The organism is Candidatus Binataceae bacterium (genome assembly GCA_035500095.1).
Taxonomy (GTDB): domain Bacteria; phylum Desulfobacterota; class Binatia; order Binatales; family Binataceae; genus JAKAVN01.
The window spans coordinates 20995-46281 of sequence record DATJXN010000044.1 but is presented as its reverse complement, the minus strand read 5'-3'; the positions used below and the strand labels follow the sequence as shown (position 1 = coordinate 46281).

The window sequence follows — 25287 nt, the reverse complement described above, 5'->3', positions numbered from 1 at the left end:
AACCTGACGCCCAAAAATGCCGCCTGAAAGCATCTTCCGCGAATACAGCCGCTCCGACGCGGAACATTCCGATCGTTCGGCCGGCGATCGCGCGCGCCATCGGCAGAAAGTCCGCGAGTCGATCCGCGAGAATATCGCCGACATCATCGCCGAAGAATCGATTATCGGCAAAGACCGCGACCGCGTAATCAAGGTCCCGCTGCGCGGGATCAAGGAGTACCGCTTCATCTACGGCGAGAACGCGCCCGGCGCCGGACAGGGCCAGGGTGACACGCGCCCCGGCCAGGTTGTGGGCAAGACCGGCAAGGACGGCCAGGGCAAAGGCGATGGCCAGGCCGGCGACCGTCCCGGGATCGATTACTACGAAACCGACGTCACGCTGGACGAACTGATCGAGATCATGTTCGAGGATCTCGAGCTGCCCAATCTCGAACGGCGCGCGCTGCGCCAGATTCCGTCCGATCGCGCGTTCAAGCGCAAAGGCTATCGCCACGTCGGCATCCGCATCCGGCTCGACAAGCGGCGCACCGCGCGCCAGCGCGTGATGCGGATTCTCGCCGCACGCCATCGGCATGCGGCCGAGCGCGCGCTCGAGATCGAGGAGAACCCGGAGCTCGAGGCCGAGACCGAGGCCGCGCTCGGAGGCGCCGACGGTCAAGCGGTCGAACGCCGTTTCCCCTTCCATCAGGACGACCTGCGCTACCGCCACGTCGAGACCGACACCAAGGAAGAGTCCAACGCGGTCGTGATGTGCATCATGGACACGTCGGGCTCGATGGACACGATGAAGAAGTATCTCGCGCGGAGCTTCTTCTTCATGCTCTACCAGTTCATCGCGACCCGTTACCGCAACGTCGAGATCGTCTTCATCGCCCATCACACCGAAGCCCGCGAGGTCACCGAGGAGGAGTTTTTCCACAAGGGCGAGGCCGGCGGCACCTTCATTTCGTCTGGCTACGTGAAGGCGCTCGAGATCATCAACGAGCGCTATCATCCGTCGCTGTGGAACATCTACGCCTTCCACTGCTCGGACGGCGACAACTTCGATTCCGACAATCCGGCGGCGCTGAAGGCGGCCAAGGAGCTGTCGGATGTGTGCAACCTGTTCGGCTACGGCGAGATCAAGCCGCTCGGCTCGCGCTACTACGAATCGTCGATGCTTAACGTATTCCGGCGGCTGGAAGCAGCCAATTTTCACTCGGTGCTGATCGAGCGCAAGGAGGACATCTGGCCCTCCTTCAAGGCCTTTCTCGCCAAAGACCGGATTAAGGAATAGTCCGGATCGATAATCCGGATCGAAAAAACAACTTCGGATCGGACTCGGCGATGGCGAATTACGAACTCAAGGACCTGGTCGAATGGGACGCGCGCATCCGCGACAAGGTGGCCGAGTTCGGGCTCGATTGCTACACGCAGGAGTTCGAGCTGTGCGACCACTTCGGGATGCTTGGGTACATGGCGTATTCGGGGATGCCCTCGCATTACCCGCACTGGTCGTACGGCAAGTCCTACGAGAAGCTCAAGACGCTGTACGATCACGGGGTGAGCGGCCTGCCCTACGAGATGGTAATCAACTCGGACCCGGCGCTCGCCTACCTGATGCGCGACAACACCCTGCTGCTCCAGATCCTGACCATCGCGCACGTTTACGGCCATAACGATTTCTTCAAGAACAATTTTACCTATCGCACCACGCGCGCGTCGCTGACGATTGAGCTGTTCAAGACGCACGCGTTGCGCGTGCGCCGCTACACCGAGGACCCCTCGATCGGCGTCGAGAAGGTCGAACACGTGCTGGACGCCGCGCACGCGCTAAGCTGGCAGTGCCGGCGCAATCTGGCAATCCGCAAGCTCACTCACGCCGAGCAGCTCGAGCGGCTGGTGGAGGCCGCGCATCCCAAGGCCGATCCCTTTCATCGCATCCACGCCCGCGCCGAAGTTCACGAACCCGACATCCGCAAGGTGCCGGTCGAGCCCGACGAGGACCTGCTGCTCTTCATCCGCGACCACAACCCGTTCCTTGCCGAGTGGGAAAGGGATCTGCTTACGATCGTCGACGAGGAAGCGAAGTACTTCCTGCCGATGCTCGAGACCAAGATCATGAACGAGGGATGGGCGAGTTACTGGCACAAGCGAATCCTGGAATCGCTGAACCTGGACCAGGGCCTGCATCTGGAATTCATCGTGCGCCACAATCAGGTCGTCCGCCCGATTCCCGGCCAGATCAATCCTTACTTCCTCGGCTTCAAAGTCTGGGAGGACATCCACCGCCGCCAGACGAATCCAACGCGCGAGGAAATCAAGCGCGACGGCCCGCCTACCAGGAGCGGCGACGCCAAGATCTTCGAGGTGCGCGAATCCGAGCGCGACAGCTCCTTCCTGCGCCGCTTCCTGACCGAAGAGCTGATGCGCGAGATGGATCTCTTCAAGTACGAGGCGCGCGGCGACGATTTGGTGGTGGACAAGGTCTCCGACGAGGAAGGCTGGCGCGAAGTCAAGGAAACGCTCATCCGCAACGTCGGCGCAAGCTCGATCCCGGTGATAAAGGTCGAGGACGCCGACTTCGGCCAGAACCGCACGCTCTACCTCAAGCACGCCCACGATGGCCGCGACCTTCAGCTCGAGTACGCGGAAAAGACCCTCGCGTACGTGGGGCGGCTGTGGGGCCGCGAGGTCGTGATCGAGACCACGCTGCAGGGAAAGCGTTCGCTGCTCTGCTACAACGAACGCGGGTTCTCGATGCGCGCGCTGAAGTAGCGCCGCCGCCGCCGCGACAGTTCCTCTTCGGTAACGATTCAGGCGCCGTTCAACAGTTGACGCGTGAACCCGGCCTGAAAAACTCCATGGCGCGAAAGCGCCGCCTTTCCATCGATGCCGCGGAATCGATGGGGTCTCATTCCCCTCAGCCGCACGTCATTTCATTTGGCTCCGGACTTGTTCAAGGTCACGGCGGCGCGAACGAGAGCCTTCAATGCCTTCTCGTCTATCTTCTCGCCCTCGTGAAAGTCGATGGCACGCCTGGTGTTCCCGTCAAGACTGGCGTTGAAGAGGCCTGAAGGATCCTCCAGAGCAGCCCCTTTGGCGAAGGTCATCTTCACGACGTTCTTGTAGGTCTCGCCGGTGCAGATCAATCCGTCATGCGACCATACCGGAACCCCTCTCCACTTCCATTCCTCGACGACTTCGGGATCGGCTTCCCTGACCAAGGTACGGAGCCGGCTGAGCATCTGGCCTCGCCAGTCGCCCAGCTCCTTGATTCTCGCGTCTATCAACTGAGAAGGAGAATTGGCTTTCTGCGTCCCGCTCTTCTTCATACCCGTCCTTTCTCGTCCGTCCCGGGGCTTTGACACGCAAGTCTCGTTAAGCACGACCTAGTGTGATGTCCCGCAAATAACCCGCATATCCGGAAGAACGTCAGGCTGTCATTCCGAGGGAGTCAGCGACCGAGGAATTTCCGATCTTTATTCAGCTTTTCGTGGAAGCCGGGATTCCTCGCCGCGCTCGGAATGGCAGCCTCGAGATCCTAGGATGAAACTTATTTCCAGGACACCACACTAGAGCGGCGCGGCGGGCGGCAGCGCGCGGAAGGCCAGGACTTCCTCGCACCAGCGCGCGACACCCAGCAAACGACCCTCTTCGAGCGCCGCGCCGGTAAGCTGGATCGATATCGGCAAGCCCGAAGGCGCGAGCCCGCAGGGTAGCGCGATCACCGGATGACCGCTTGCGCTCCACGGCAAATTGAACGAGGGGTCGCCGGTCGAGCCGACCCCGGCCGGAGCGGGCGCCGGCGTGGCCGGCGCCAGGATCACGTCGAAGCGCGCGAGCGCCAGGTCTATCTCGCGGCGAAAGCGCCGCTGGACGTCGAGCGCGCGAATATATTCCCAAGCCGGCGTCTCGAGGCCGCGCTCGACGAACTCGCGAATGCGCGGTCCGTACAGGTCCTTCTTCTCGGCGAAGCGCTCGCGATGGACCTGGGCGGCCTCTGCCGTCAGCTCGAGCATCGTGTTCGCGGCGAGATAGGCGAAGCTTTCCGGCGGCTCGATGGTTTCGATCCGCGCACCCGCATCGGCGAGCTTCGCGACCGTGGCGGCGACCGCCGAGCGCGTCTCTTCGGCCGCACGATCGTCGAACGCCTTCGGCATCAGCGCGATTCTGAGCGGCTGCGTCGGCGGCTGGGCGGCTGCGTGTATATAGTCGTCGGTTGCAACGGCGAGGCTTGCAGGGTCACGCGGGTCATTTCCGGCCATCGCATCCAGCATCGCCGCCGCATCGGCGACCGATCGCGCGAAGATCCCGACATGATCGAGGCTCGGCGCGAGCGCGAGCATCCCGTAGCGGCTCACCCGTCCATAACCGGGTTTCATCCCGACGATGCCGCAGTACGCGGCGGGGCGGATGGTCGAGCCGATGGTTTGCGAGCCGATCGCCGCATGGCACATCCGCGCCGCCACCGCAGCCGCCGAGCCGCTGCTGGAGCCTCCGGGCGTGTGCTCGAGGTTCCACGGGTTGCGCGTCGGCGCCGGATCCAGAAGCGCGAATTCGGTCGTAGCGAGCTTGCCCAGGACGATCGCGCCGGCGCGCTTTAGCCGCACCACCGCCTCGGCGTCGTAGTCGGGAACGAAACCGGCGAGTGATTTCGATCCGCCCTCGGTCACGAGGCCGGCGGTATAGAAGATGTCCTTGATTCCGACCGGCACGCCATGGAGCGGTCCGCGAAGGCGCCCGTCGCGCGCCTCGCGATCTAGCTCGGCAGCCGCGCTGCGCGCCCGTGCGCGATCGATCGCCGCCCACGCCTGAACGGCGCCGTCGAGTCTGTCGATGCGCGCGAGCGCCGCGTCGATCAGATCGACAGGAGAGAGCTTGCGCTCGCGGATTAGCCGTGCGGCCTCGGTGAGCGTGAGCGCCGAGGGCTCTGCCGTCGCGTCCATGCGCGGTCGCCTTTAGCTTCGGTCCCTTGCGGACGTTTGGCGCTACTTCTTGCCCTTAAGATGGGTGTCGAAAAACGCCGCCATCTTGGGCCACAGCTCGAAGGCCGCCTTCTCGCGGTAACTCGGCCGATAGTCGGCGAAGAACGCGTGCCCGGCGTTCTTGAACATGTCGATGGTGAAGGCCTTGCCGGTCTGCTGCAGCCGCTGGCGCAACACGTCAACCTGGGCGGGCGACGGGCTGGCGTCCTCCTCGCCGCAGGGCGCATAGAGCGGACAGGAGAGCCGCGGCGCCAGATCGACGATCGGCGTCGGGCGCTCCGGCGTTGCCGGGGACGCGTCGGCGGTGATTCCTCCGCCCCAGCAATCGATCGCCGCGCTCAGCCGGTTGCTGCTGCACGCATAAAGCAGCGTAGTGCGGCCGCCCATGCAGAATCCCACGCAGCCGATCTTGCCGGTCATCCCGGGCTGCGCGGCGAGCAGGTCGGCGGCCTTGTCGAGGTCGCGCACTAGTTGTGCGTCGGGCAACGCAAGCATCCGGCTGAGCACGATGTTCATCGGGTCGTCGGTCTTCGGCGCGCCGACGCGAGTGTAGAGGTTCGGCGCGAGCACGATATAGCCGAGACTGGCGAAGCGACGAGCCACGTCGCGGATATGCTCGATTACGCCCCATGCCTCGTGAATCACGATTATGCCTGGATAGGAGCCCGGCTCGCGCGGGCGTACCAGGTAGGCGCCGATGTCGGCGCCATCGCTCTTGAAGCTGACGTCACGGCCCTCCAGGCGATCGGGATTGGTTACTTGTCCTGCCAGCGCCATGATGCGTTCCTCCTTTGAATCGACGAACTCCGCCGCGCGCGTTTTTACCTAATAGCGCATTTTAGGGATTCGGTGTTAGTAAACGCCGCGAGCGCTTGAAGCCGGGCTCATGGTCGATCCGGGCGCAGGGCAAAATCCAATCCTTGGCTGACGCTTATATGTAATAGCTTGAAGAAACGAGCAACCGAATCTAAGGCAATGTTTTGTTAATACATTTTAAATTTACCAAAGCCATCATCTTCGATAATCCAAATGGTTGGAATGCTGATTAGAAGCAAACCATATCTTTCTCGCGCCTAATCTGATAGTAATGCACCACCTGATGCGCTACATTAGGCCAACTGATGGACTTTCGCGCTCCTTTTCTCGGGAGCGGTGCGGGGAGGAGAGTCTCGTGAAAAAGCGTTCACTATGCGGATCGGTTCTGTGGCGCTGCTCAGCGTGCTGGTGGGCAGACTAACGGCCAACGCTCAGGCAACGCCGACCCCTGCGGCTACCCCGGTTCCGTCGTGCGCGATCAATACGTTACCTGACAATTCGCAGACGGAATGCACGACCGGCGCTGAAACGCCGCCGTCGTTTCTCGGCGTTTCGGGCGGCAATTACCGGAGCGTGACCGCACCCTCGAAGACGGGTGGAATCAGTTGTTGTTCCGGAACTTTTGGCGCTCTCGTTCAGAACAGCAGTAGCACTCAGTTTGTTCTAGGCAGCAATCACGTGCTGGCGCGCACCAGCAGTGCGACCGCATCCGCCGTCGTGAGGGAGCGGATCGTCCAGCCGGGTCTTGAGGAACTGGGCTGCTGGCAGGATTCGAGCGACACCGTCGCGCGACTTTCGGCGTGGGCGCCGATCAATTTCTCGGGAGGCGAAAACCAGCTCGATGCGGCGATCGCGAGGGTTGTTCAGGCGCCGCAAGGCCCGGCCGGTCCGATGGTGCCGGGTATCAACACTTCAGGTGAAATCCTCAACATCGGACAGATCAGCACCACGCCGTTTCCGTTCGACAGTCTGATTGACGGTCTGCCGGTCATGAAGATGGGGCGCTCAAGCTGCCTCACTCTCGGCGTGGTGGAGGCATGGGACGCGGCAGGCCTGGTCGTGTATCGCAATACCTGCAATAACGCGGCGACGGGCAAGGCGCTTTTCGACCATCAGATTCTGATTTTCGGCGAAGTGCCGGGAGGTGCAACTTCCTGCTCGTTCGCGAGTACGGGAGATTCAGGAGCGCTGGTCGTCACCAATGACTTCACCTGCCCGCAGGCGATCGGCCTGGTGTTCGCGGGCGCTTCGGGCACAACAGCCGACTCGGGCGGCGTCGTGGTGGCGGTCAATCCGATCAAGACCGTCCTCAAACAGTTCGGGGTTTCGCTGGTGGGGAAAACGTGTACGGCATCCCCGATCGAGCGGCAAATCGACAGCGCAACCCGTCAGCCGGCCACGATCAGCGAAGCGCTGCGCGCTTCAATCGAACACGTGCGCAGCGTCAAGGAAGCTCACGCGCGGAATCTGCTCAACCAGAACGGAGTGGTCGCGGTCGGGATTGGCGGAGGAAACACGCCCGACACCGCAGCGCTCAAGGTTTATATAACTGAGGACATTCCGCAGGTCCGCAACGCTGTCACCTCGGAGGTCGCAACGGCGAGAGTGTGTCGTTCAGGGTCATCGGCGGCAGGTTCAAGGCGCTGTGACGATCGGCGGTCCAGGAATCGCTCGGCCGCAAACCGGGATTTGAGGCCGGCGACCGGCCGCTTGAACCGGCGCTGCTTGTTCGGACCGGCTACGGCTGATCGCCCACGGCCCTGATGTTCGCCTCCCGCACAGGCAGCGCTCGAGCAGCGGCGCGCACCGCGTATCTCGTCGCCGCCGCCTGCCTCGCCGCTGCGATCGTAGTTCCCGCGCTGTTCGGCGCCCATGCCGAGCGCGTCTATCGCGACTCGGTCGCTCAACTCGGCACCACCAGCCGCGCCTTCAGGCTCGAATCCTACCGGCGCGGATGGTTCTCCTCCCAAGCCGTCGTCAGCGTGACGGCCGGTCGCGGCGCGATCACCTTCGTCCAGCACGTGCATCACGGGCCGCTCGGATTCTACAACGGATGGCATGTTGTGTTTCCGGTCGCGGCGGTGGTCGATACCGAACCGCCTCCCACGATGCAGAACAACCTCGACAGGTTCTTCGGCGAAGCACCGATCTATATCTCGACGGTGGTCGAGATGGACGGCACGTTGGATACCTACGTTTCGCGGGCAGCGACCGTGCGCTCCGATGCGGCGCAGAAGTTCACCGCCAGGTTCGACGGCTTCGACATGGAAATGCATCTGTCCAAGGATGCCTACGTGATCCGCGGCGACGCTCCGGGCGTGACGGCCGCCGGCGCATTCGGCGAAGCCGGGGTTGCCGGCCTTACGATCCGCGGCAAGTCCCATCGCCATCCGAGCGGGCTCTGGCTCGGCGATAAGGTGCTCAAAATCTCGCGTGTGAACTACAGCACCGTCGCCGCCGGCGCACGGCCCTCAGCGAGCGGACTCATCAACGACATTGCACTCGCGGGGCAAAGCCGAATCGGCGCAGGCCATTTGAACGTGCGCGACACGCTGTCGGTCGGGACTATCGAGGCGGGCGCGGTAAGGCTTAGCGCGATGAGCCTCGGGTTCGAATTCAGCAACCTGCCGGTGGATGCGATCGAACGTTTCTTCAATGTGCTGTCGTCGCTTCCGCCGTCCGCGCCCGGCCTGCAGACGCAGCAATCGCCCATAGTGAAGCGGCAAATCCTCGAACTGTTCGTCGCGGCGATCAAGGAATCGCCGATTCTGTCGATCGATCTTCACGCTGCGAGCGCCGCCGGCGAGGCGCGGGGTAAAGCCGCGTTCGGAATCTCCCCCGACCTTGCTAACGATCCGATGCTCAATAATCTGCTTTCCCAAGGCCGCGGGCTGCTGGCGCAGGCCTGGAACAAGTACGGACGCGCTTCGGCCGAACTGGTCGCCCCGGCCGGCTTGCTCGCGCAGGTCACGCGGCCGGAACAACTCAAGCAACTCGAACAAAGCGGCATCCTGATCCGCGACGGGGCAAATTACGTTTGCCGCGCGGCCTTCAAGGATGGTGGATGGCTGGTCAACGGGCATGAGATGAAACTCCCGGCGCCGCCGTCGCGTCCCAACCTGACAAGCCGTAGCAGCTAACCGCCCATCGCCCGCGCGGCGCGGCCCGCGTCCGCCCGCTCGAGTTTGCGTCGCCAGCCAACAGCGCGCGGCCGCGGCCACTTACCTTGGCCGATCGATTCGGGCAAGCTTGAACGATCCGGGAGGATGGCGCGGCCCGCGAAAATCAAATCCGCCGATGCATCATATCACCAATCCCGCCGAACTCTCCGACCTGCTCGCAGCGTGGGGTTATCTCGGCATCTTTGCTTTCGTCTTCGTGGGCAACTTGGGCGTTCCGGTGCCCGAGGAGAGCGTGTTGCTTACGGCCGGCTTTCTCGGCTCGCACGGCATTCTCGATCTCGAATGGGTGTACGCGGTAGCGGTGGCGAGCGCGGTGACCGGCGACTGCTGCGGCTTCATAATCGGACGCACGGGCGGCCAGCGTCTGCTCGAGCGCCTCGCCGCGAGATTCGCTTTGGTGCGCCGGCGTATCGCGCAATTGCGCGTATTCTTCGATCAGCACGGCAGCAAGGCGGTCTTCATGGCGCGCTTCATCGCGGGCGCGCGCTTTCTGGCCGGGCCGATGGCGGGAGCGGCCGGGATGCCGTTTTGGCGCTTTCTCGGATGGAACGTGATGGGCGCATTCATCTGGTGCTCGCTGATGGTGACGATCGGCTACCTGGTAGGCGACGAGGTGTGGCGCGCGGCCAGGTTCGTCCATTGGGGCGCGCGATGGATCGCGCTCGGCGCGCTACTGATAGCCCTTGCCGCTTACCTTATTCACTGGTGGACGCATCAGGCTGCGTCCGGCCCCGACGCACAGGCCTGAGTGGAACGCCGGGCCGGCCCCGGTGCGCCGATGGCGGGCGCGCCGGCGGTTTGCATCGCCGAATGCGCGCGGATTAGTCTTTTCGTAGCCGCGGTTTGACCCTGTCCGCGTCTTCGCCCATCCGCACGCGGCACGCGGCAACCGCATCACAGGAGCCTGCGCAATGGCGCTCTTACCCTACGTCGACGAATCGAAAGCTTCCGACAAGACCCGCGAGATCCTCGGCAATACGCCGCGCAAGATGAACGTCGCGCGGATGATCGCCAACAGCAGCGACGCGGTGTTCCAGAATTTCTCGCGTCTGGGCCACTCGCTGCTGACCCGCGCGAAACTCAACGGCAAGCTGCGCGAGATCGCGATCCTGCGCACCGCCAAGCTCACCGGCTCGATTTACGAATGGACCCAGCACCTGCCGATCGCCAAAGCCTGCGGCGTCACCGACGAGCAGATCGCGGCGATGGAACATTGGGAAAGCGCGAAGTGCTTCGACGAAGTCCAACGCCTGGTGCTCACGCTTACCGACGAGGTCACGCGCAACGTCAAAGGGCGCAAGCAGACGCTCGAGGCGCTAAACAAACATCTCGGCACCACGGAACTCGTCGAGTTGATCCTCTCGATCGGATTCTGGGGGATGGTGGCGCGGATGCTCGAAACCACCGAGGTCGACCTCGAGGACTTCGCCGGCAAGCTCAATATGCTGGAACGCGGCCCGCTTAAATCCTGAGCTTCACGATGCCGGGACGATCGCGCCTTCCGTGCTGCACGCCCCTTGCGCGGCTTCGGCGAGCGGCAGCGAGGAATCCCAGAGGCTCGCGACAAAGCGCGCGCCGGTAACGCCACCGGACACCTCCGAGGCGAGCCACAGGAGCGGCGGAACGACGATCTCGGCACGGAGCAGACGTTTGCGGATCTGCGGAGCAACGTCAGCCGGGACCATCCCGGTATCGGTCGCTCCGCCGGGCAGCAGCGCATTGACGGTCACGCCGGTTTCCGCCAGATCCTGCGCCCAGATCAGGGTTTCCGCCTCGAGCGCAGCCTTGGAAGGCCCGTACGGCGAAAACCCTGCGCGGCGCATCGTCTCGTAGTTCATCGAGATGTTGACGATACGCCCCCAACGCTGCCTTATCATGTGCGGCGCGGCCGCGCGCGCCATCAGGAACGGCCCGTTCACGTTGGTATCGACGATCATCCGCCACACGGCCGGATCGGTCTGCCAGAACCTGGTCGGGGCCTCGAGGAAGGTTTCGCTGACAAAGCGCATCCCGCGTCCGGCGTTGTTCACCAGGATGTGAATGGCGCCGAACTCGCGGAGCGCTTCGCCCACCGCGGACCGGCAGTCTTCCTCGCTGGTAACGTCCGCCGTCAATGCGCGTACGACGCCGGACTTTGCGGCCCTGGCTTCATCCGCGACCGACTGGATTTCGCGCCGCCCGCGCACGGCCGTAATCACGACGTTGGCCCCGGCGCGCGCGAGCCCCAGCGCCATCGCGCGTCCCAGTCCGCGGCCGCCGCCGGTGACGATCGCGGTTTTGCCCGCGAGTTCCGCTGTTGGTTGGCCGCTCGGCATCTGTGCGAGTTTGCCCCGATTCAATCGCGCTGCGCGCGGCCGGTAAACCACAAATAGCCGTCGCTGTCGCGCGCGGCGAGGTCGCCGGTCAGGTAGTAGCCGGCGCTAAACGCCGCCGCATTCGCCTCGGGATTCTTCCAATACTCGAGCAGCAGCGACGGCGGCCGTTCGGGACTCATCCGGATCGCGATTTCGCCGACTTCGACGTCGCCCGTCTCCTCGTTATCGGCGCCGAGCACGCGAACGTCGATGCCGGGAAGCGGCCGCCCCATCGAACCCGCCTTGACTTCCATCCCCGGCAGATTGGCGGCGACGATCGACGTCTCGGCCTGTCCGTAGCCCTCGTGGATAGTGAGTCCGAAACGATCGCGCCAGGCTTCGACCAGTTCCGCATTGAGCGGCTCGCCGGCGGCGGTGCAATGACGAAGCGCCGCGGGCTTCAGCGATGAGAGGCCGTCCTGCAACAACTGCAGATATTGCACGGGCGTCGCGCACAGGGTTGCGATTGGATAGCGCGCGAGCAACTCCATCTGCTTTCGCGGCTCGAGACTTCCCTTGTACATGAAGGCCGTAGCCCCGTTCATCCACGGGCCGAACAGCTGGCCGCATCCCGTAGTCGCTCCCGTGTCCGCCGTGCACCAGTGCAGTTCGCCCGGCCGCACGTCGAGCCATCGGCTCGCAATCTGGCGCTGACTGAAGACATAGGCGTGGCTGTGCAGCACCGCCCTGAGTTCATGGGCGGCGCCGGAGGTGTAGAGGCAAACCGCCGGATCGCTCGAATGCGTCTGCACGGGAGAAAATACAGCCGACGCCTTCGCCATCGAATCGCGCAGACCGAGCCATCCGCTTCGCGGACTGCCCGCAATTATGAAGTGCTTGAGCGAGGGACACTGCTTGCGCAGATCGCCGATGAGCTCCGCGTGCTCGACCGCCGCGACGATCGCGACCGCCCCGCAATGATTTGCGCGCTGGATCAGATCCTTGTCGCGCAGCGCGGCGCCGACAGGAATCACGATCGCGCCGGCCTTGAGCGCGCCCACGCACGCCGCCTGCCGCAGCGCGATGCGCGGCAGCGCGACGATCACCGGTGCACCCGACCTGACGCCGAGGCCCGCCAGCACGTTGGCGATACGGCCGGACTGTTCGCGAATGTCGGCGAAGCACAGGCGCGAGCGATTGCCGTCCTGGTCCTCGGTCAGGATAGCGGGGCGGCCGGGCTCGGCGCCGAGGGCGTCGATCGCTGCGCCGAAATTGAAGTGCTCTGGGACCTCCCAGCGAAAATCACGGTCTGAATTCTCGTGCTCGCTCATCGGCGGCGACAGATCAGCCTCGATCGGCGCGGGCGCGGCCGTGATGCCCGCCGCCGATGCGGCGTTCGGCGGGCGGCGCCTTGGAACGCTCCGCAGCCGCCTGGATATATTTCACCGTGACGGGCGACAGATCGTCGCGGCCGATCCTCGCGTCGATAATCGCGAAGCCGGGGCCGCGATGCGCCGCCTCAAGCGCGCTCCGCAGTTCCGCCGGGTTGCTTACCTCGAAGCCCGCGCCGCCCCAGGCCTCGCCCAGCCGCGCGTACGGCCACGCCGGTATGTCGAGCAGGTCGCGGCGCTCGCTCGCGACCGGCCGAAAGATGCCCCATCCGCCATTGTTGATCACGATCACGATCGGATTGGCGCCGAAGATGGGCGCGTGCGAAATTTCCGGACCGGTCATCTGAAAACCCCCGTCGCCGCAGAGCACGAGCGGACGCGGCCCCGCCCCGATCTGCGCGCCGAGCGCGGCCGGCACCGCAAATCCCATCGAAGCGTAAAATCCCTGCGCCAGGTAGGTTCCGCCATGCGGCACGCGCACGTCGAGGCCGCCGAACAGCATGTCGCCCGACTCGGCCACCACCATGTAGCGCTTGTGCGCGGCGAGAAACTCGTTGACCAGCATCAAAATCTCGCCAACCTTAAGCGCCGCGCCGCCGCCGTTCGCGCCGCCGATCGCCTCGCGCAGGTTGTCGGCGTAGCGCACGGTCTCCTCGTGGCGGCGGATATTCTGCTTGCGCAGCGCGCGCACGAAATCGCGCACGGCGACATCCATATAGGTGTGGTACTTGACATCGACCCGCCGGTCCACCGCCCATACCGACTTGCCCTCGATGATCTCGGGCGGGCGATTGCCGAAGTTCATGTCGGTCTTAAGGCATCCGAGGTTCAGCACGAAGTCTGCCTCGTCCATCCGCGCAACGATCGGCGCGGGACTTATCGGCCCGACGTGGACGCCCATGTACAGCGGATGGTCCATCGGGAAGGCGCCCTTGCCGAGCACCGTAGTCAGCACCGGCGCGCCCATCTGCTCGGCCAGATCGACCAACTCGCGCGAGGCCTTGTAGCGATGGATCTCGATGCCCGCGATCAGCACGGGCTTGCGGCTTTCGTTGAACAGCGCTGCGGTCTCTCGCGCAGCCTCTTCGAGCCGGCGCGCATCGGATTCCTGGAAGCGCAGATGGCCGTCCCAGTCCAGCAGCTCTTCGGGCACCTCGATCTCGCGGTCGACCATGTCGCGATGGATCTCGATGTAGCCGGGGCGCTGCTCGGCCCAGATGGCGCGAACCACGTCATGCAGTTGTCGCGCGGCGCGGCGGGGGTCGGTCAGCACGGCCGAGGCGCAGGTGACTTCCTGGTAGATGCGATGCTGGGATTCGATTTCGCGCGCCTGATGATGAATCAGCGTGCCCAGCTTGCGCTCCTCCTCGCCGGGCCCGCCGGAGAGGATCAGCAGGGGCACGCGCTCGGAAAAAGAGCCGGCTACCGGGTTGACCATGTTGTGGCCGCCGGCGCCGTAAGTCACGCAAATGACGCCGATTTTGCCGGTGGCGCGGGCATAGCCGTCGGCCGCGAACCCGACGCCCGGCTCATGCGAAAAGGTCATGATTTGCGGCCCTTCGCGGCGGCCCAGCGCGAAAAAGAGCTTCAGCGCGAGGTCTCCCGGGATTCCAAAGACGTGAGTAGTACCGATCTTGTGCAGGTAGGCGACCAGAAAATCGCCCATCGACATATGCCGCTTCACCCGCTCGCCCTCCTGTCTGTCCCGCGTATAACTCTAGCAGATTGACGCTCTGCGCTCCCACGCGATGCGTCGGCCGGCTCGGGCACCCGGCGTCTGGCAATGGGCGGCCTTGGGCCGGAGCCCCTGGTGGAGTATAAAAAGAACACAGCAGTGTTTAGCCGACTTCTCAGAATGCAATTGATGGGCCCGCTGCAGATGCGCGGGCTGATAATGTTTCTGCCCCAGTTCGTCCGCGTGTTCTGGCGCCTGATGCACGACGCGCGGGTCTCCGCTCTGGCCAAGGCAGTACCGTTTATGGGGGTGCTCGCCCTGATCTCTCCGCCGCTGCTCGAGTTCGATTTCATCCCGGTGATCGGCGAACTCGACTGGCTCCTCGTTGGTTTCATCTGCCTCAAAATCTTCATCTGGCTGTGCCCGCCCGACGTGGTGCGCGAGCACGTAAGCGACGTCGCGCGCGGCGCCTAGCGCCGGGAGCCCATATAGATGCGACCGCGGATTATCCTGTTCGGTCTTGCCGCGCTCATCATTCTCGTTCTGATCGTCCTGGGACTCGCCGACGAGTTGCTGGTCGATCTACTCTGGTTCGGCGCGCTCGGTTACCGCTCTGTCTTCCTGACCCAGCTCGGCGCGCAGGTCGCGATTTTCTCCGCGGTATGGCTCGTCGCCTTCGTCGCAATATGCGCAAGCGGGTTCGCCGCTTTGCATTGGAGCCAGGAGCGCGAGCGGCTTCATATCGTCCGCCGCTCCGAAGAAATGACCGAGGTCAATCTTCCCGAGCTGATCCGCGCGCTCGGCGACCGTATTCCCTGGCGCCTGCTGGTGGTCGGCGCCGCGGCCCTGCTCGGCCTGTTCGCAGCCTCGGGCGAGGCATCGTCGTGGGACACCTACCTCAAAGGTTTCCACGCTGCGTCTTTTGGCCGCACCGATCCGGCCTTCGGCAAAGATCTCGCGTTCTACGTCTTTACCCTGCCGCTGCTCGAGGACTGGCGGGACTTGTTCATGCTGATCCTGTTCCTGACCGCGGTCGCGACGGGAATGATTTACTGGGCGCGCGGAGCGCTGGACTTCCGCGATTCGCCCCCGCGCATTTCGGGCGCCGCGGCCGCGCACTTCTCCGTGCTGTTCGCGGTCTTTTTCCTGCAGCGCGCGATGAACTATTGGCTGGCGCGGCCCGAACTCCTGCTGCACACAAACGGGGTGGTTTACGGCCTGCGCTACGTCGATCTCGTGCTCTGGGAACCGGGGCTGTGGCTGCTGGTCGCGCTCTCGCTGGTCGGCGCGGTGGTCTGCCTGGCCAACGTGAGGCAGCGGGGGTTGAGGCTGCCGGTGGTCGCGGCGATAGTGCTGTTCGGCCCGGCGGTCTTCCTCAATCTGATCCAGCCGGCAATCGAAAAGCTCTACGTCAAACCCGACGAACTGCGCGTCGAGAAGCCCTACCTCGAACGCAACATCGCGTTGACCCGGATGGCATACCATCTGGACAGCGTCGACGTGCGCCAGTTCAACGGCAAGGGAAAGCTCACCCAGGCTTCGCTGGAGCAGGACGCGCCCACCGTCAATAACATCCGGCTGTGGGACCCGCGTCCGCTGCTCGCGACGTACCGTCAGTTGCAGGAAATCCGGCTCTACTACGATTTTCAGGACGTCGATATCGACCGCTACTGGATCGACGGCAAGTACACCGAGGTGATGCTCGCGCCGCGCGAACTCAATATCGCGCTGCTGCCGGAGAACGCGCAAACCTGGGTCAACCGCCATCTCAAGTTCACCCATGGCAGCGGGCTGACGATGAGCCCGGTCAACGCCAAGGACAGCGAAGGCTTGCCGGTCTTTTACATCAAGAACATCCCGGCGGAATCGAATGTCGGCTTCAAGGTGCCGCAGCCCGCCATCTATTTTGGCCAGGAACAGGATAGTTACGCGATCGTCAAGGCGGCGACTCCCGAATTTGACTATCCGCTGGGCGCCGACAATGTCTATTCATTCTACAAGGGCACGGGCGGCGTGGCGGTCAGCGGGCTGATCCGGCGCCTCTTGTTCAGTTACTTCTTCCGCGACCTCAACCTGCTGGTGACCCGCAACATCACCGACGGCAGCCGTATCATGCTCCGGCGCAACATCAGCGACCGCGTGGCGCGGCTCGCGCCGTTTCTGGGCCAGGACCGCGACCCCTACCTGGTGCTGCACGACGGCCATCTGGTATGGATTCTGGACTGCTACACCACCAGCGATCATTTCCCATACTCGCAGCGCAACTCAGAGGGAATCAACTATATCCGCAATTCGGTCAAGGTAGTGGTCGATGCATACAACGGCACCACCGATTTCTACATCGCCGACCCCGCCGATCCGGTCATTCGAACCTGGCAGTCGATTTTTCCCGCGATGTTCAAGCCGCTCTCGGCGATGCCCGACGATCTGCGTCAGCACATCCGCTATCCTGAAGACTACTTTCTGATCCAGGCCGATATCTATCGCACCTATCACATGACCGACCCGGTCGTATTCTATAATCGCGAGGACCAATGGGGTTTCCCGCGCGAAAACTATGCCGGCGAGACCGTTCCTATGCAGCCCTACTATGTAATCATGCGGCTCCCAGGAGAGACCCATGACGAATACATACTGATGCTGCCGATGGTGCCGGAAAGCCGCGGCACCGTGCGCGACAACATGATTTCTTGGCTGGGCGCGCGATGCGATGGCGCCGACTACGGCCATCTGTTCGAATTCGCCTTCTCCAAGGACCGCCTGTTTTATGGCCCCTACCAGATCCAGGCGCGCATCAACCAGAATCCCGATATCTCGCAGCAATACTCATTATGGAACCAGATGGGCTCCAAGGTCATTCTGGGCAACCTGCTGGTCTTCCCGATCGAGGACGCGCTGCTCTACGTGGAACCGCTCTATATCCGCGCGGAAAACGGCCAGCTTCCGGAATTGCAGCGCGTGATCGCCGCTTACAGCGACCGGATCGTAATGGGGCACGACCTCGAAAGCACGCTGAACGTGCTCTTCACCGCGCCGCCCGGAATCGAGGCCCCGACCGTCGCGGCCGTCACGCCGCAAACGCTCACCGCGCCGATCGCCACCGGCGCGGCCAACCCGCCGCCCGTCGCCAAAGGCGACTTGACGGGCGCCAGCATGCACTACAATCGCGCGCTTGCGGCGCTCAAGACCGGCGACTGGGCCCAGTTCGGCAGCGAGATGCAGCAACTTGGTGCGCAGCTCGGTCAGCCCGCCGACTCGGGTCATCATTAGTCATTCGGCGTGCATGACAAGCATTAGTCAGTGAGTGCGATCGCGCGCCGCAGGGGAGAGCGAGAGTGACCGACCGATCTGTGCTGAGCCGCACTGAGGCCGGCGTATCGGCATACGCGGCGCCTGCCGACTCACTGGCAGGCAGGATGAATGCCCTTGCGGTGCTGGCGCCGGCCGCGGCCGGCGGTGGCGCGTGCCTCATCTCCTGGCAGCGCGCAACCGACAGCGGCGCCGCCTACGCGCCCGCCAATCCCGGATGGGAACCGGCGCTGTGGGCTATCCTGGGGATGCTCTCGCGCACGGGGGCCGCCGACGGACGCGGCCGCGACGCGTCCGGCGGTGCAAGCCTGCGGATGAGCGCCGCCGAGGTCGAGCTCCGATGCGGCCGCGCGCTTCCGGTGCACAACCGTCTCGAAGCCTACGGCGTGTCGTCATCGGCCTCGCCCACCGCCCAGGCCAGCATCGTGATGCTGGTGCCTCACGGCGTTCCGCCGTCGCACAGCGAAGCGTTGCTCGATCTGGTCCGGCGCCACGCGCTCGCCGAAATCGAGCTCAGCGAAGAAGCCGCCTCGCTGTGGTTCTGGCGTGACCGCGCCGCCACCGCGACCGAGCGGCTCGCCGCCGAGCGCGCGGCGGCGCGGCGCGAGCGCGGCGACAGCGGACGCGTCGAGCGCGCAGTCGCGACCGCGCTCAAGTTTGCGCCCCGCCAGCGATGGACCGGTCTCGGTCGGCTCTTTGCGGCAGCGGGACCCTTCGCCGCATGGATCGTCGCGGTGAGCGAAGGCGCCGCCGTGCCGCCGCGTGTCGCCGCCGCCTCGACGCGTTCGCTTGGTGCCGCGCTCATCGCTGACGCCAGGAGCGCGCTCAGCGACGCGATACGCCGGCGCACGACGGTCGTCCGCAGCGCCAGCGCCCGGCGCGCCGGCGCGTGGGGCGAGGACCTCCTGTTCAAGAGCTTCGCCGACTATCTCTGCGTCCCATTCGAGGGCGGCGCGGTCGCGCTAGCGAGCGCGAGGCCGCTGGAGGCGGCCGCGCGCGAGCGCGCCGAGGCGCTGGCCGCCCGGCTTGGGCCGGTGACCGCTGGATGGGCCGCGGCCGAGCGCGCGGCGCGTCTCGGCGAGCTGGTGCGCGCGCTCGGCACGCGGCTATTCGGCGCGGTCGAAGCCGAGCGCGCGCGGATCGCGCGCGACCTGCACGACGACCAGGCCCAGCTGCTCGCCGCCGCGCGGCTTGCGCTCGAAGGCGGACGCGACGAAGCGCGTGCCATCTTCGAGCGGCTGGAGGGAGAGTTGAGTGTACGGCTGCGCGAGTTGCGCCCGGCGGAGATTGGCAAGCGCACGCTCGGCGCTGCGCTCCGTGCCGAGCTCGATTCTCTGACCGCTGGCGGAATGGCGACGAAGCTCAAGGGCGCGGCAGCGGCCAATCGCCTGCCGCCCAACGTCGCCCAGGTGTGCTACCAGGTCGCGCGCGAGGCGCTGGCCAACGTCGTCCGGCACGCCCGCGCCACGCAGGTCGAGGTTCTCGTGGCGTGCGATACCGGCGTCGCCCGGCTTACCGTAAGCGACAACGGCCGCGGGATCGAACCCGGTACGCGCGCCGCGGACGGGATGGGCCTTGGCGGACTTGCCGAGCGCCTGGAATTTCTTGGCGGTGCGATGCGAATCGAGTCGCGGCGCGGAATGACCCGGCTGGTGGCCGAGATTCCGCTGGAGTAGCGATCGTGGCGATGGGCAGCGAACGCACCCGCGTCCTCATCGCCGACGATCATCGCCTGTTTCGCGAGGCACTGCGGTCCGTGCTCGAACGCGAGTGCGACGTCGTCGGCGAGGCGGCCACCGGCGAGGAAGCGCTGGCGCTCGCCGCCCGCACGCATCCCGACATCGTGCTGCTCGACCTCGGGATGCCGGGTGTGGGCGGCCTCAACGCGGCGCATCGTCTGGCCAAGGAGGCGCCGAGTTCCCGGGTCGTAATCCTCAGCCAGCACGACGACGAGGAGTACGTGGTCGAAGCGATGGTCGACGCCGGCGCGGCCGGCTACCTGGTCAAGACCGACGCCGCCGCCGAGTTGCTGAGCGCGCTGCGCGCGGTTGTCTCGGGCCGGCGGTATCTGAGCACCGCGGCTGCGCCCGCCGTTCTCGCGCGTCTAAAAAGCGCGCGCAAAGCGGTGCCCCGCGGTGGGCCCGGCGCCGCAGTAAAGCTCACCCGGCGCGAGCGCGAGGTCTTAAGCCTGATCGGCGAGGGCGCAACCAGCAAGGACATCGCTGGCGCGGCTGGGAATCAGCCCCAAGACCGCGCAGGTCCATCGCGACAACCTCAAACAGAAGCTCAAGGCCAAATCGACGGCCGCAATCGTGCGTTACGCGATCAAACATAAGTTGATTCGCGCCGACTAGGACGCCGCCGCCGGTTCGATTTTTCGCCGCGCTCCGTGATAATTGGGGAAGCCCGGCCCTGGTTGGGGCGAAAGGAGCCTGATTACGGCGATGGCGGAAATTGGATTGTTCGAGGCGATGTACTCGGCGCGCGCGCTCAGGCGCTTCAAGCCCGACCCGGTGCCCGATGAGATCATGACCAAGGTGCTCGACGCGGCGATTCGCGCGCCGTCGGGCAGCAACGCGCAGTCCTGGGTGTTCATCGTGGTCAAGGACGCGGAGAAGCGCCGCCAGCTTGGCGCGATCTATCACAAGGCGTCGAAGATCCTGACCGCGCTCTACGCCGAGCGTCCGCGCGCGAGCCATTTCACCGACGAGCAGTACAAGCGTTTCTGGAGTTCGGTGGTCTACCTGTTCGAGCACATGCACGAGGCGCCGGTGCTGTTGCTCGCCTGCCTTAGATCTGCGCCGGCCGGCTCGGGAGCGGCCACGCTCAGCCCGGAGGTGCAGGCCGCGATGGCGAAAGCCGCGCGCACCCAAGGCGCCAGCATCTATCCCGCCGTCCAGAACATCATCCTGGCGTGCCGCGCCTTCGGTCTGAGCACGGTTCTGACCACGATTCACGCCTTCTTTGAGGAAGAGGTCAAAGCGATCGTTGCCCTGCCGCCCGAAGTCGCGACCTTCGCGCTGATGCCGATCGGTTATCCGCTCGACAAGATCGGACCCGTCCGCCGCCGGCCCGTAAACGAGGTCGCCTGCCTCGACACTTACGGGAAGCCCTGGCCCGGCTAGCCGCTCGGCGGCGCAGGGGCGGGGGTTGATGCGGGCGCCGCGATGATCCCGCTGCGCGACAATGTTGCACGCCATCGGCTGAGCCCGGTCAACACGCTGCTCATCGCGGCCAACGTCGCCGCGTTCGCGTACGAGCTGTCGCTCGGCCCGCGGGCGGAGGGGTTTGTCACGCGCTACGCGATGGTGCCGGCGCTGATAGCCCGCGCGCATCTGCATGGCGCGGTGCTGTTCGGAGCGCACGGCCGGCTATGGCCGCCGTTTACGGTTCTTACCTCGATGTTCATCCACGGCAGCGTGGGCCATGTTGCAGGTAACATGCTCTACCTGTTCATCTTCGGCCCCGCGGTCGAGGAGCGGACCGGGGCGTCGCATTACCTGTCCTTCTACCTCCTGAGCGGCATCGCCTCGGCCGCAGCGACGGTGGTGATGGCGCCGCAGTCGATGGTGCCGGTGATTGGGGCGAGCGGCGCGATCGCGGGGATCCTTGGCGCCTATTTCATTCTCTATCCGCGCGGGAGCATCCTGACTTTCTTTCCGCCCTTCTTCCTGCGCGTTCCCGCGGTGCTTTATCTGATCGTCTGGTTCGCCGCGCAACTCTATTCGGGGATCGCGAGCGGCGCGGCGCCTTCAATGATGGGCGGCGTGGCATGGTGGGCGCACATCGGCGGTTTTTTGTTCGGCGTCGGCGCGGGACCGATAGCGGTGCGGCCGCCCGAGCGCGGGCGCGTCGCGCGGCGTTAGTCCTTCTTCGTTCGTGCCTTTCATTTGTTGATAGTGTGCAAAGTCTTTCAGGGTTTGTGCGATATTCGCGCCGCGTCCACTTGTCCCCTGCCGCCGCATCGCCGATACTTGATTTCCGGTTGCGCGGGGCGGTTCGAGCGGAAAGGGGCGGAAGGGGTCGGTTGTGGCGGCGGCATCCACGGATGACATTCTAAGGCGCGTACCTCCACAGAACCTGGAGGCCGAGCAATCGGTGCTCGGCGCGATCCTGCTCGAGAACGAGGCCATCAACCAGGCCGTCGAAGTTCTCAATCCCGACGACTTCTATCGCGAGTCCCATCGCGAGATCTTCCGCGTGATGATCGATCTGTCGGATCGCAACCAGCCGGTCGACGCGATCACGATGACCGACGCGTTGCGCACGCGCGGCAAGCTCGAAGCGATCGGCGGCCCAGCCTACATCGCAGAGCTCGCGGCCTGCGTCCCGACCGCTTCCAACGTCGCGCACTACGCGCGCATCGTGCGCGAAAAGGCGGTGCTGCGCGCGCTCGCCTCGACCGCGACCGAAATCGCCTCTTCCGCTTACGACGCGCCCGCGCGGGTGGACGAGTTCCTCGACGAGGCCGAGCACAAGATCTTCGAGATATCCGAGCGCCGCATCCGTGCCTCGTTCCACACGATGCACGAGCTGACGCGCGAGTCGCTCAAGATCATCGAGCGGCTCTACGAGCGCAAGGAGATGGTGACGGGCGTGCCGACCGGCTTCACCGATCTCGACCGCATCACCGCCGGCCTGCAGCCAGCCGACCTGATCGTGCTCGCGGCGCGCCCCTCGATGGGCAAGACGGCGCTCGCGCTGAATATCGCCGCATACGCGGCGACCGAGGCGGAGCCGCGCCGCGGCGTCGCGTTTTTCTCCCTCGAAATGTCCAAGGAGCAGCTCGTGCTGCGGCTTTTGTGCTCGGAGGCTCGGGTCGATAGCTCCAAGGCGCGCGCCGGCTATCTCGGCGAACGCGACTTTCCCAAACTCGCGGTGGCGGCGGCGCGCCTGGCCGAGGCCCCGATCTTCATCGACGACAGCTCGGACACTTCTGCAATCGTGCTGAAGGCCAAGTGCCGGCGGCTCGCGCGCGATTCCAGCGCCAACCTGGGACTGATCATCGTGGACTATCTGCAGCTGATGCGCGCGGCGCGGCCCGGCGAATCGCGAGAAAAGGAGATCGCCGAGATCTCGCGCTCGCTCAAGTCGTTGGCCAAGGAACTGCGCGTCCCGGTGATCGCGCTTTCGCAGCTCAACCGTCAGGTCGAAACGCGCCCCGACCGCCGCCCGCTGCTCGCCGACCTGCGCGAGTCGGGCGCGATCGAGCAGGACGCCGACGTGATTGCCTTCATCTATCGCGACGAAATGTACCATCGCGACAGCAAGGAGCCGGGCGTGGCCGAGGTGATCGTCGCCAAGCAGCGCAACGGCCCTACCGACACGGCCAAGCTCACCTACATCAGCCAGTTCACCCGCTTCGAGAACTACGCGCCGGAGACCGGCTACTTCGAGGGCGCGGAAGAACGCTAGACGGGGCGCGCGCCCACGCGTATGCGGCGGACACCAATCCGATTGCGGCGCCGCGGCGCGCCGGGTTAACTTGCGCCCAGCATCACCGGAGGTGCAGATGAACCGCTGGAAGATTGGCGACGTCACAATCACCCGGGTCGTCGAGATGGAGACGACCTCAAAAGCCACCTTTGTGCTGAAAGACGGCTCGCCCGAGAACATCCGCACGGTGCCCTGGCTGCGCCCGCACTTCGCCAACGCGGACGGCAAAGTGATCATGAGCGTGCACGCCTTCGTCATTGAAGCGCCGGGCCATCGCATCGTCGTCGATACCTGTATCGGCAACGACAAGCGTCGCGCGTTTCCCGGATGGAACATGCTGCAGTTGCCATTCCTGGCTGACCTGGAGAAGGCCGGCTTCGCGCGCGAATCGATCGATCGTGTGCTCTGCACTCATCTACACGTCGATCATGTCGGGTGGAACACGATGCTCGTTGACGGCAAATGGGTGCCGACGTTTCCGCGCGCGCGATATCTCATCGGACGCAAGGAGTGGGACCACTGGTCGAAAGCGAGCGAGGCCGACACGCGTGAATTGCTCGCCGACTCGGTGCGTCCGGTGTTCGAGGCCGGCCTTGCCGACCTTGTCGAAAGCGACGCGCGCATCTCCGGCGAGGTCCGCCTCGAAGCGACTCCCGGACACACTCCCGGCCATCACAGCGTCCGTATCTCCTCGCGCGGAGAGGAGGCGGTGATCACGGGCGACCTGATGCATCATCCGGTGCAGATGGCGCATCCGGAATGGGGCAGCCAGTTCGATACCGATTTCGCCCAGGCGATCGCGACCCGGCGCGCGTTCCTTGAAAGGTACGGCGACAAGCCAGTCCTCGTGCTGGGGACGCACTTCGCGACGCCGAGCGCGGGCCGGATCGTCCGCGACGGCGACGCCTGGCGGCTTGAAGTCTAATTGGCCACTGGTTCGGTTGTTCGGTCGCCGCGGCACTGCGGAGGGTAGGGAGGTCAAAGTCTGGTTGGGAGATCGGGCAAACGGCGCGCTGAGTGCTCACGAATTTTTCATTCGAAAAATCCGGAAACTCCGCCACCCCGCTCGCCGCTACCGCGGCCAAGACGAAGAAGGCCCGCCAGCACGGTGGAGAAGCCACGCCGGCGAGCCTTGGGGACGCCGATGCGTCCTGCGGGGTGCAGAGACGCCCGGCAACTTCGACAACTACGCCTGCGCCCGCGGTTAGGTCCAATTAGCTGATCGGCGGCGAAGAGCTTCGTCGCGGACCTTTAACTTACGAACTTTGCGGCAATAGTCGTTATGCCGACGTCGCTGCCCAGATGAAGCTCTATCGGCATTGGGTTCGAGCTGTTGCTCAAGTCGAAGCCGTTCGCGGTGCAGAGAACGCGACTGTACCGCCGAGCTGCTGGATTAGAACCTCCAGGGAGACGTTTTGGATCACTCCCGAAAACGTGTACGAGCCGTGCTTCGGATCGTAGACAAACGAGCCGGCCGGGATCGTGACTGAGTACGTACCCGCGTTCGTGACTGAGTGCGTACCCAGCCACAGATAGACATCCGGGGTCGAGGGATTGACCGCAGACCCGTTCGCGGCCGGAGTGGCTGTCCCATTAACATTGAAGCTGGGTTTCTTGCCGCCGTGAATCTGTACGTTAGCCGAGAACGAGGAGAAGGGAATCCACGCGGGCGACGGTGTGTAAAGCTCAGCGCTGGGGGTCGCCGTGGAGTTGGAGCCCTCACCACCGGCGAGCAACACCTGGCCGCTCGCGAGCAATGTGGCAGTGCCGGACAATCGTTGCGCAATCGGACTACGAGTTGAAAAAAACTCCTCAAAGCTCGGATGGTATAGTTCGGCCGAGGTGGCAATCCCAGAACCGTCCGATCCCAGCACCTCCAGAACCTCGCCATCAGGCAGCGCGATAGCCGTTTGATTGACGCGCTGCTTAGTCATGTTGCCGGTGAAGCTGAACGAACCTGAGGCGGGGTCGTAGATCTCGGCGCAGGCGAGGAATCCGCACACCCCGCCCCCGCTGATGAGGATTGTGCCATCCGGCAGCGGCGCGGCGGCGGCGCCCTCCCGAGCAATGTGCATATTGCCGGTCGAACTGAAGCTGTCTGTCGATGGGTCATAGATTTCCGCACTGGCATCGGGGCCTGCGAAGAGGATGCGGCCATCGGGCAGCGGGGCACTCGCAATTGGACAGCGGTTCACCACCATTGAGCCGGCGGTGGGA

21 protein-coding genes are annotated in these 25287 nt (G+C 64.7%); 14 read left to right on the top strand and 7 right to left on the bottom strand.

All coding sequences use genetic code 11. From position 1 onward, the window contains the following. The first annotated feature begins 16 nt into the window (after positions 1-16). The gene (gene yhbH, locus VMI09_05205; protein ID HTQ24073.1) at positions 17-1276 is read left to right on the top strand and encodes a sporulation protein YhbH; all 1260 of its coding nucleotides are present in this window, start codon (positions 17-19) and stop codon (positions 1274-1276) included. Between the two features lie 50 nt (positions 1277-1326). Beyond that, entirely contained in the window at positions 1327-2757 is a 1431-nt protein-coding gene (locus VMI09_05200; GenBank protein ID HTQ24072.1) for a SpoVR family protein, read from the top strand. A 161-nt stretch (positions 2758-2918) separates the two neighbouring features. Here the strand turns inward: VMI09_05200 and VMI09_05195 are convergent, their stop codons facing one another. The 3 genes from VMI09_05195 to VMI09_05185 all read right to left on the bottom strand — a co-directional run bounded on the left by VMI09_05195 (position 2919) and on the right by VMI09_05185 (position 5744). After that, positions 2919-3314: a DUF1801 domain-containing protein gene (locus tag VMI09_05195; GenBank protein HTQ24071.1), complete on the bottom strand. Its 396-nt coding sequence runs from the start codon at positions 3312-3314 to the stop codon at positions 2919-2921. 240 nt (positions 3315-3554) lie between these two features. Continuing rightward, on the bottom strand, positions 3555-4928 hold the full coding sequence (locus VMI09_05190) for an amidase (GenBank protein HTQ24070.1): 1374 nt from the start codon (positions 4926-4928) through the stop codon (positions 3555-3557). 42 nt (positions 4929-4970) lie between these two features. After that, on the bottom strand, positions 4971-5744 hold the full coding sequence (locus tag VMI09_05185) for a dienelactone hydrolase family protein (GenBank protein ID HTQ24069.1): 774 nt from the start codon (positions 5742-5744) through the stop codon (positions 4971-4973). Positions 5745-6155: 411 nt separating this feature from the next. On the opposite strand from VMI09_05185, the gene VMI09_05180 reads away from it, so the two are divergent. From VMI09_05180 to VMI09_05165, 4 genes are all read left to right on the top strand, one after another. Continuing rightward, positions 6156-7547 carry a hypothetical protein gene (locus tag VMI09_05180; protein ID HTQ24068.1) on the top strand — a complete coding sequence of 464 codons (1392 nt, stop codon included), beginning with the start codon at positions 6156-6158 and terminating at the stop codon, positions 7545-7547. After that, complete coding sequence (locus VMI09_05175) at positions 7547-8923, top strand: DUF945 family protein (GenBank protein ID HTQ24067.1); 1377 nt, start codon at positions 7547-7549, stop codon at positions 8921-8923. The genes VMI09_05180 and VMI09_05175 overlap by 1 nt, the downstream gene beginning before the upstream one ends. Positions 8924-9080: 157 nt before the next feature. Continuing rightward, positions 9081-9713: a DedA family protein gene (locus VMI09_05170; GenBank protein ID HTQ24066.1), complete on the top strand. Its 633-nt coding sequence runs from the start codon at positions 9081-9083 to the stop codon at positions 9711-9713. A gap of 163 nt (positions 9714-9876) precedes the next feature. Next, positions 9877-10437 (top strand): carboxymuconolactone decarboxylase family protein, encoded by a 561-nt coding sequence (locus VMI09_05165; protein HTQ24065.1) that lies wholly within the window; start codon positions 9877-9879, stop codon positions 10435-10437. A gap of 3 nt (positions 10438-10440) precedes the next feature. On the opposite strand, the gene VMI09_05160 is transcribed toward VMI09_05165, so the two are convergent. Genes VMI09_05160 through VMI09_05150 form a run of 3 tightly spaced genes read right to left on the bottom strand, consistent with a single transcriptional unit; the run spans position 10441 to position 14334 of the window. Further along, a complete protein-coding gene (locus tag VMI09_05160) occupies positions 10441-11304 on the bottom strand; it encodes an SDR family oxidoreductase (protein ID HTQ24064.1) in 864 nt (287 codons plus the stop codon). After that, positions 11301-12590, bottom strand: a complete 1290-nt coding sequence (locus tag VMI09_05155) for an AMP-binding protein (GenBank protein HTQ24063.1) — start codon at positions 12588-12590, stop codon at positions 11301-11303. Before VMI09_05155 ends, VMI09_05160 begins: the two co-directional genes overlap by 4 nt. Positions 12591-12603: 13 nt before the next feature. Beyond that, on the bottom strand, positions 12604-14334 hold the full coding sequence (locus VMI09_05150) for a thiamine pyrophosphate-binding protein (protein ID HTQ24062.1): 1731 nt from the start codon (positions 14332-14334) through the stop codon (positions 12604-12606). A gap of 180 nt (positions 14335-14514) precedes the next feature. Between VMI09_05150 and VMI09_05145 the strand changes: the two genes are divergently transcribed. From VMI09_05145 to VMI09_05110, 8 genes are all read left to right on the top strand, one after another. Further along, entirely contained in the window at positions 14515-14799 is a 285-nt protein-coding gene (locus VMI09_05145) for a hypothetical protein (GenBank protein HTQ24061.1), read from the top strand. An 18-nt stretch (positions 14800-14817) separates the two neighbouring features. Next, on the top strand, positions 14818-17595 hold the full coding sequence (locus tag VMI09_05140) for a UPF0182 family protein (GenBank protein ID HTQ24060.1): 2778 nt from the start codon (positions 14818-14820) through the stop codon (positions 17593-17595). Between the two features lie 146 nt (positions 17596-17741). Continuing rightward, positions 17742-19310, top strand: coding sequence for an ATP-binding protein (locus tag VMI09_05135; GenBank protein ID HTQ24059.1), 1569 nt, complete (start codon positions 17742-17744; stop codon positions 19308-19310). A gap of 11 nt (positions 19311-19321) precedes the next feature. Continuing rightward, positions 19322-19969 carry a response regulator transcription factor gene (locus tag VMI09_05130; protein HTQ24058.1) on the top strand — a complete coding sequence of 216 codons (648 nt, stop codon included), beginning with the start codon at positions 19322-19324 and terminating at the stop codon, positions 19967-19969. A gap of 109 nt (positions 19970-20078) precedes the next feature. Beyond that, the gene (locus VMI09_05125) at positions 20079-20759 is read left to right on the top strand and encodes a nitroreductase family protein (GenBank protein HTQ24057.1); all 681 of its coding nucleotides are present in this window, start codon (positions 20079-20081) and stop codon (positions 20757-20759) included. Between the two features lie 42 nt (positions 20760-20801). Then, complete coding sequence (locus VMI09_05120; protein HTQ24056.1) at positions 20802-21500, top strand: rhomboid family intramembrane serine protease; 699 nt, start codon at positions 20802-20804, stop codon at positions 21498-21500. A gap of 163 nt (positions 21501-21663) precedes the next feature. Continuing rightward, a complete protein-coding gene (gene dnaB / locus VMI09_05115; GenBank protein ID HTQ24055.1) occupies positions 21664-23049 on the top strand; it encodes a replicative DNA helicase in 1386 nt (461 codons plus the stop codon). 97 nt (positions 23050-23146) lie between these two features. Continuing rightward, the gene (locus VMI09_05110) at positions 23147-23995 is read left to right on the top strand and encodes an MBL fold metallo-hydrolase (protein ID HTQ24054.1); all 849 of its coding nucleotides are present in this window, start codon (positions 23147-23149) and stop codon (positions 23993-23995) included. A 412-nt stretch (positions 23996-24407) separates the two neighbouring features. Here VMI09_05110 and VMI09_05105 read toward each other — a convergent pair whose 3' ends face one another. Beyond that, positions 24408-25271, bottom strand: coding sequence for a kelch repeat-containing protein (locus tag VMI09_05105; GenBank protein ID HTQ24053.1), 864 nt, complete (start codon positions 25269-25271; stop codon positions 24408-24410). Positions 25272-25287 lie beyond the last annotated feature (16 nt).

Bases quoted from the DNA above. Each gene is read 5' to 3' on its own strand.
- VMI09_05110 (HTQ24054.1), top strand. From the start codon at position 23,147: ATGAACCGCTGGAAGATTGGCGACGTCACAATCACCCGGGTCGTCGAG.
- VMI09_05120 (HTQ24056.1), top strand. From the start codon at position 20,802: ATGATCCCGCTGCGCGACAATGTTGCACGCCATCGGCTGAGCCCGGTC.
- VMI09_05105 (HTQ24053.1), bottom strand. From the start codon at position 25,271: ATGGTGGTGAACCGCTGTCCAATTGCGAGTGCCCCGCTGCCCGATGGC.
- VMI09_05185 (HTQ24069.1), bottom strand. From the start codon at position 5,744: ATGGCGCTGGCAGGACAAGTAACCAATCCCGATCGCCTGGAGGGCCGT.
- VMI09_05180 (HTQ24068.1), top strand. From the start codon at position 6,156: ATGCGGATCGGTTCTGTGGCGCTGCTCAGCGTGCTGGTGGGCAGACTA.
- VMI09_05130 (HTQ24058.1), top strand. From the start codon at position 19,322: ATGGGCAGCGAACGCACCCGCGTCCTCATCGCCGACGATCATCGCCTG.
- VMI09_05140 (HTQ24060.1), top strand. From the start codon at position 14,818: ATGCGACCGCGGATTATCCTGTTCGGTCTTGCCGCGCTCATCATTCTC.
- VMI09_05125 (HTQ24057.1), top strand. From the start codon at position 20,079: ATGGCGGAAATTGGATTGTTCGAGGCGATGTACTCGGCGCGCGCGCTC.
- VMI09_05135 (HTQ24059.1), top strand. From the start codon at position 17,742: ATGAATGCCCTTGCGGTGCTGGCGCCGGCCGCGGCCGGCGGTGGCGCG.
- VMI09_05145 (HTQ24061.1), top strand. From the start codon at position 14,515: ATGGGCCCGCTGCAGATGCGCGGGCTGATAATGTTTCTGCCCCAGTTC.
- VMI09_05155 (HTQ24063.1), bottom strand. From the start codon at position 12,590: ATGAGCGAGCACGAGAATTCAGACCGTGATTTTCGCTGGGAGGTCCCA.
- VMI09_05200 (HTQ24072.1), top strand. From the start codon at position 1,327: ATGGCGAATTACGAACTCAAGGACCTGGTCGAATGGGACGCGCGCATC.
- VMI09_05190 (HTQ24070.1), bottom strand. From the start codon at position 4,928: ATGGACGCGACGGCAGAGCCCTCGGCGCTCACGCTCACCGAGGCCGCA.
- VMI09_05175 (HTQ24067.1), top strand. From the start codon at position 7,547: ATGTTCGCCTCCCGCACAGGCAGCGCTCGAGCAGCGGCGCGCACCGCG.
- VMI09_05165 (HTQ24065.1), top strand. From the start codon at position 9,877: ATGGCGCTCTTACCCTACGTCGACGAATCGAAAGCTTCCGACAAGACC.
- VMI09_05195 (HTQ24071.1), bottom strand. From the start codon at position 3,314: ATGAAGAAGAGCGGGACGCAGAAAGCCAATTCTCCTTCTCAGTTGATA.
- VMI09_05170 (HTQ24066.1), top strand. From the start codon at position 9,081: ATGCATCATATCACCAATCCCGCCGAACTCTCCGACCTGCTCGCAGCG.
- yhbH (HTQ24073.1), top strand. From the start codon at position 17: ATGCCGCCTGAAAGCATCTTCCGCGAATACAGCCGCTCCGACGCGGAA.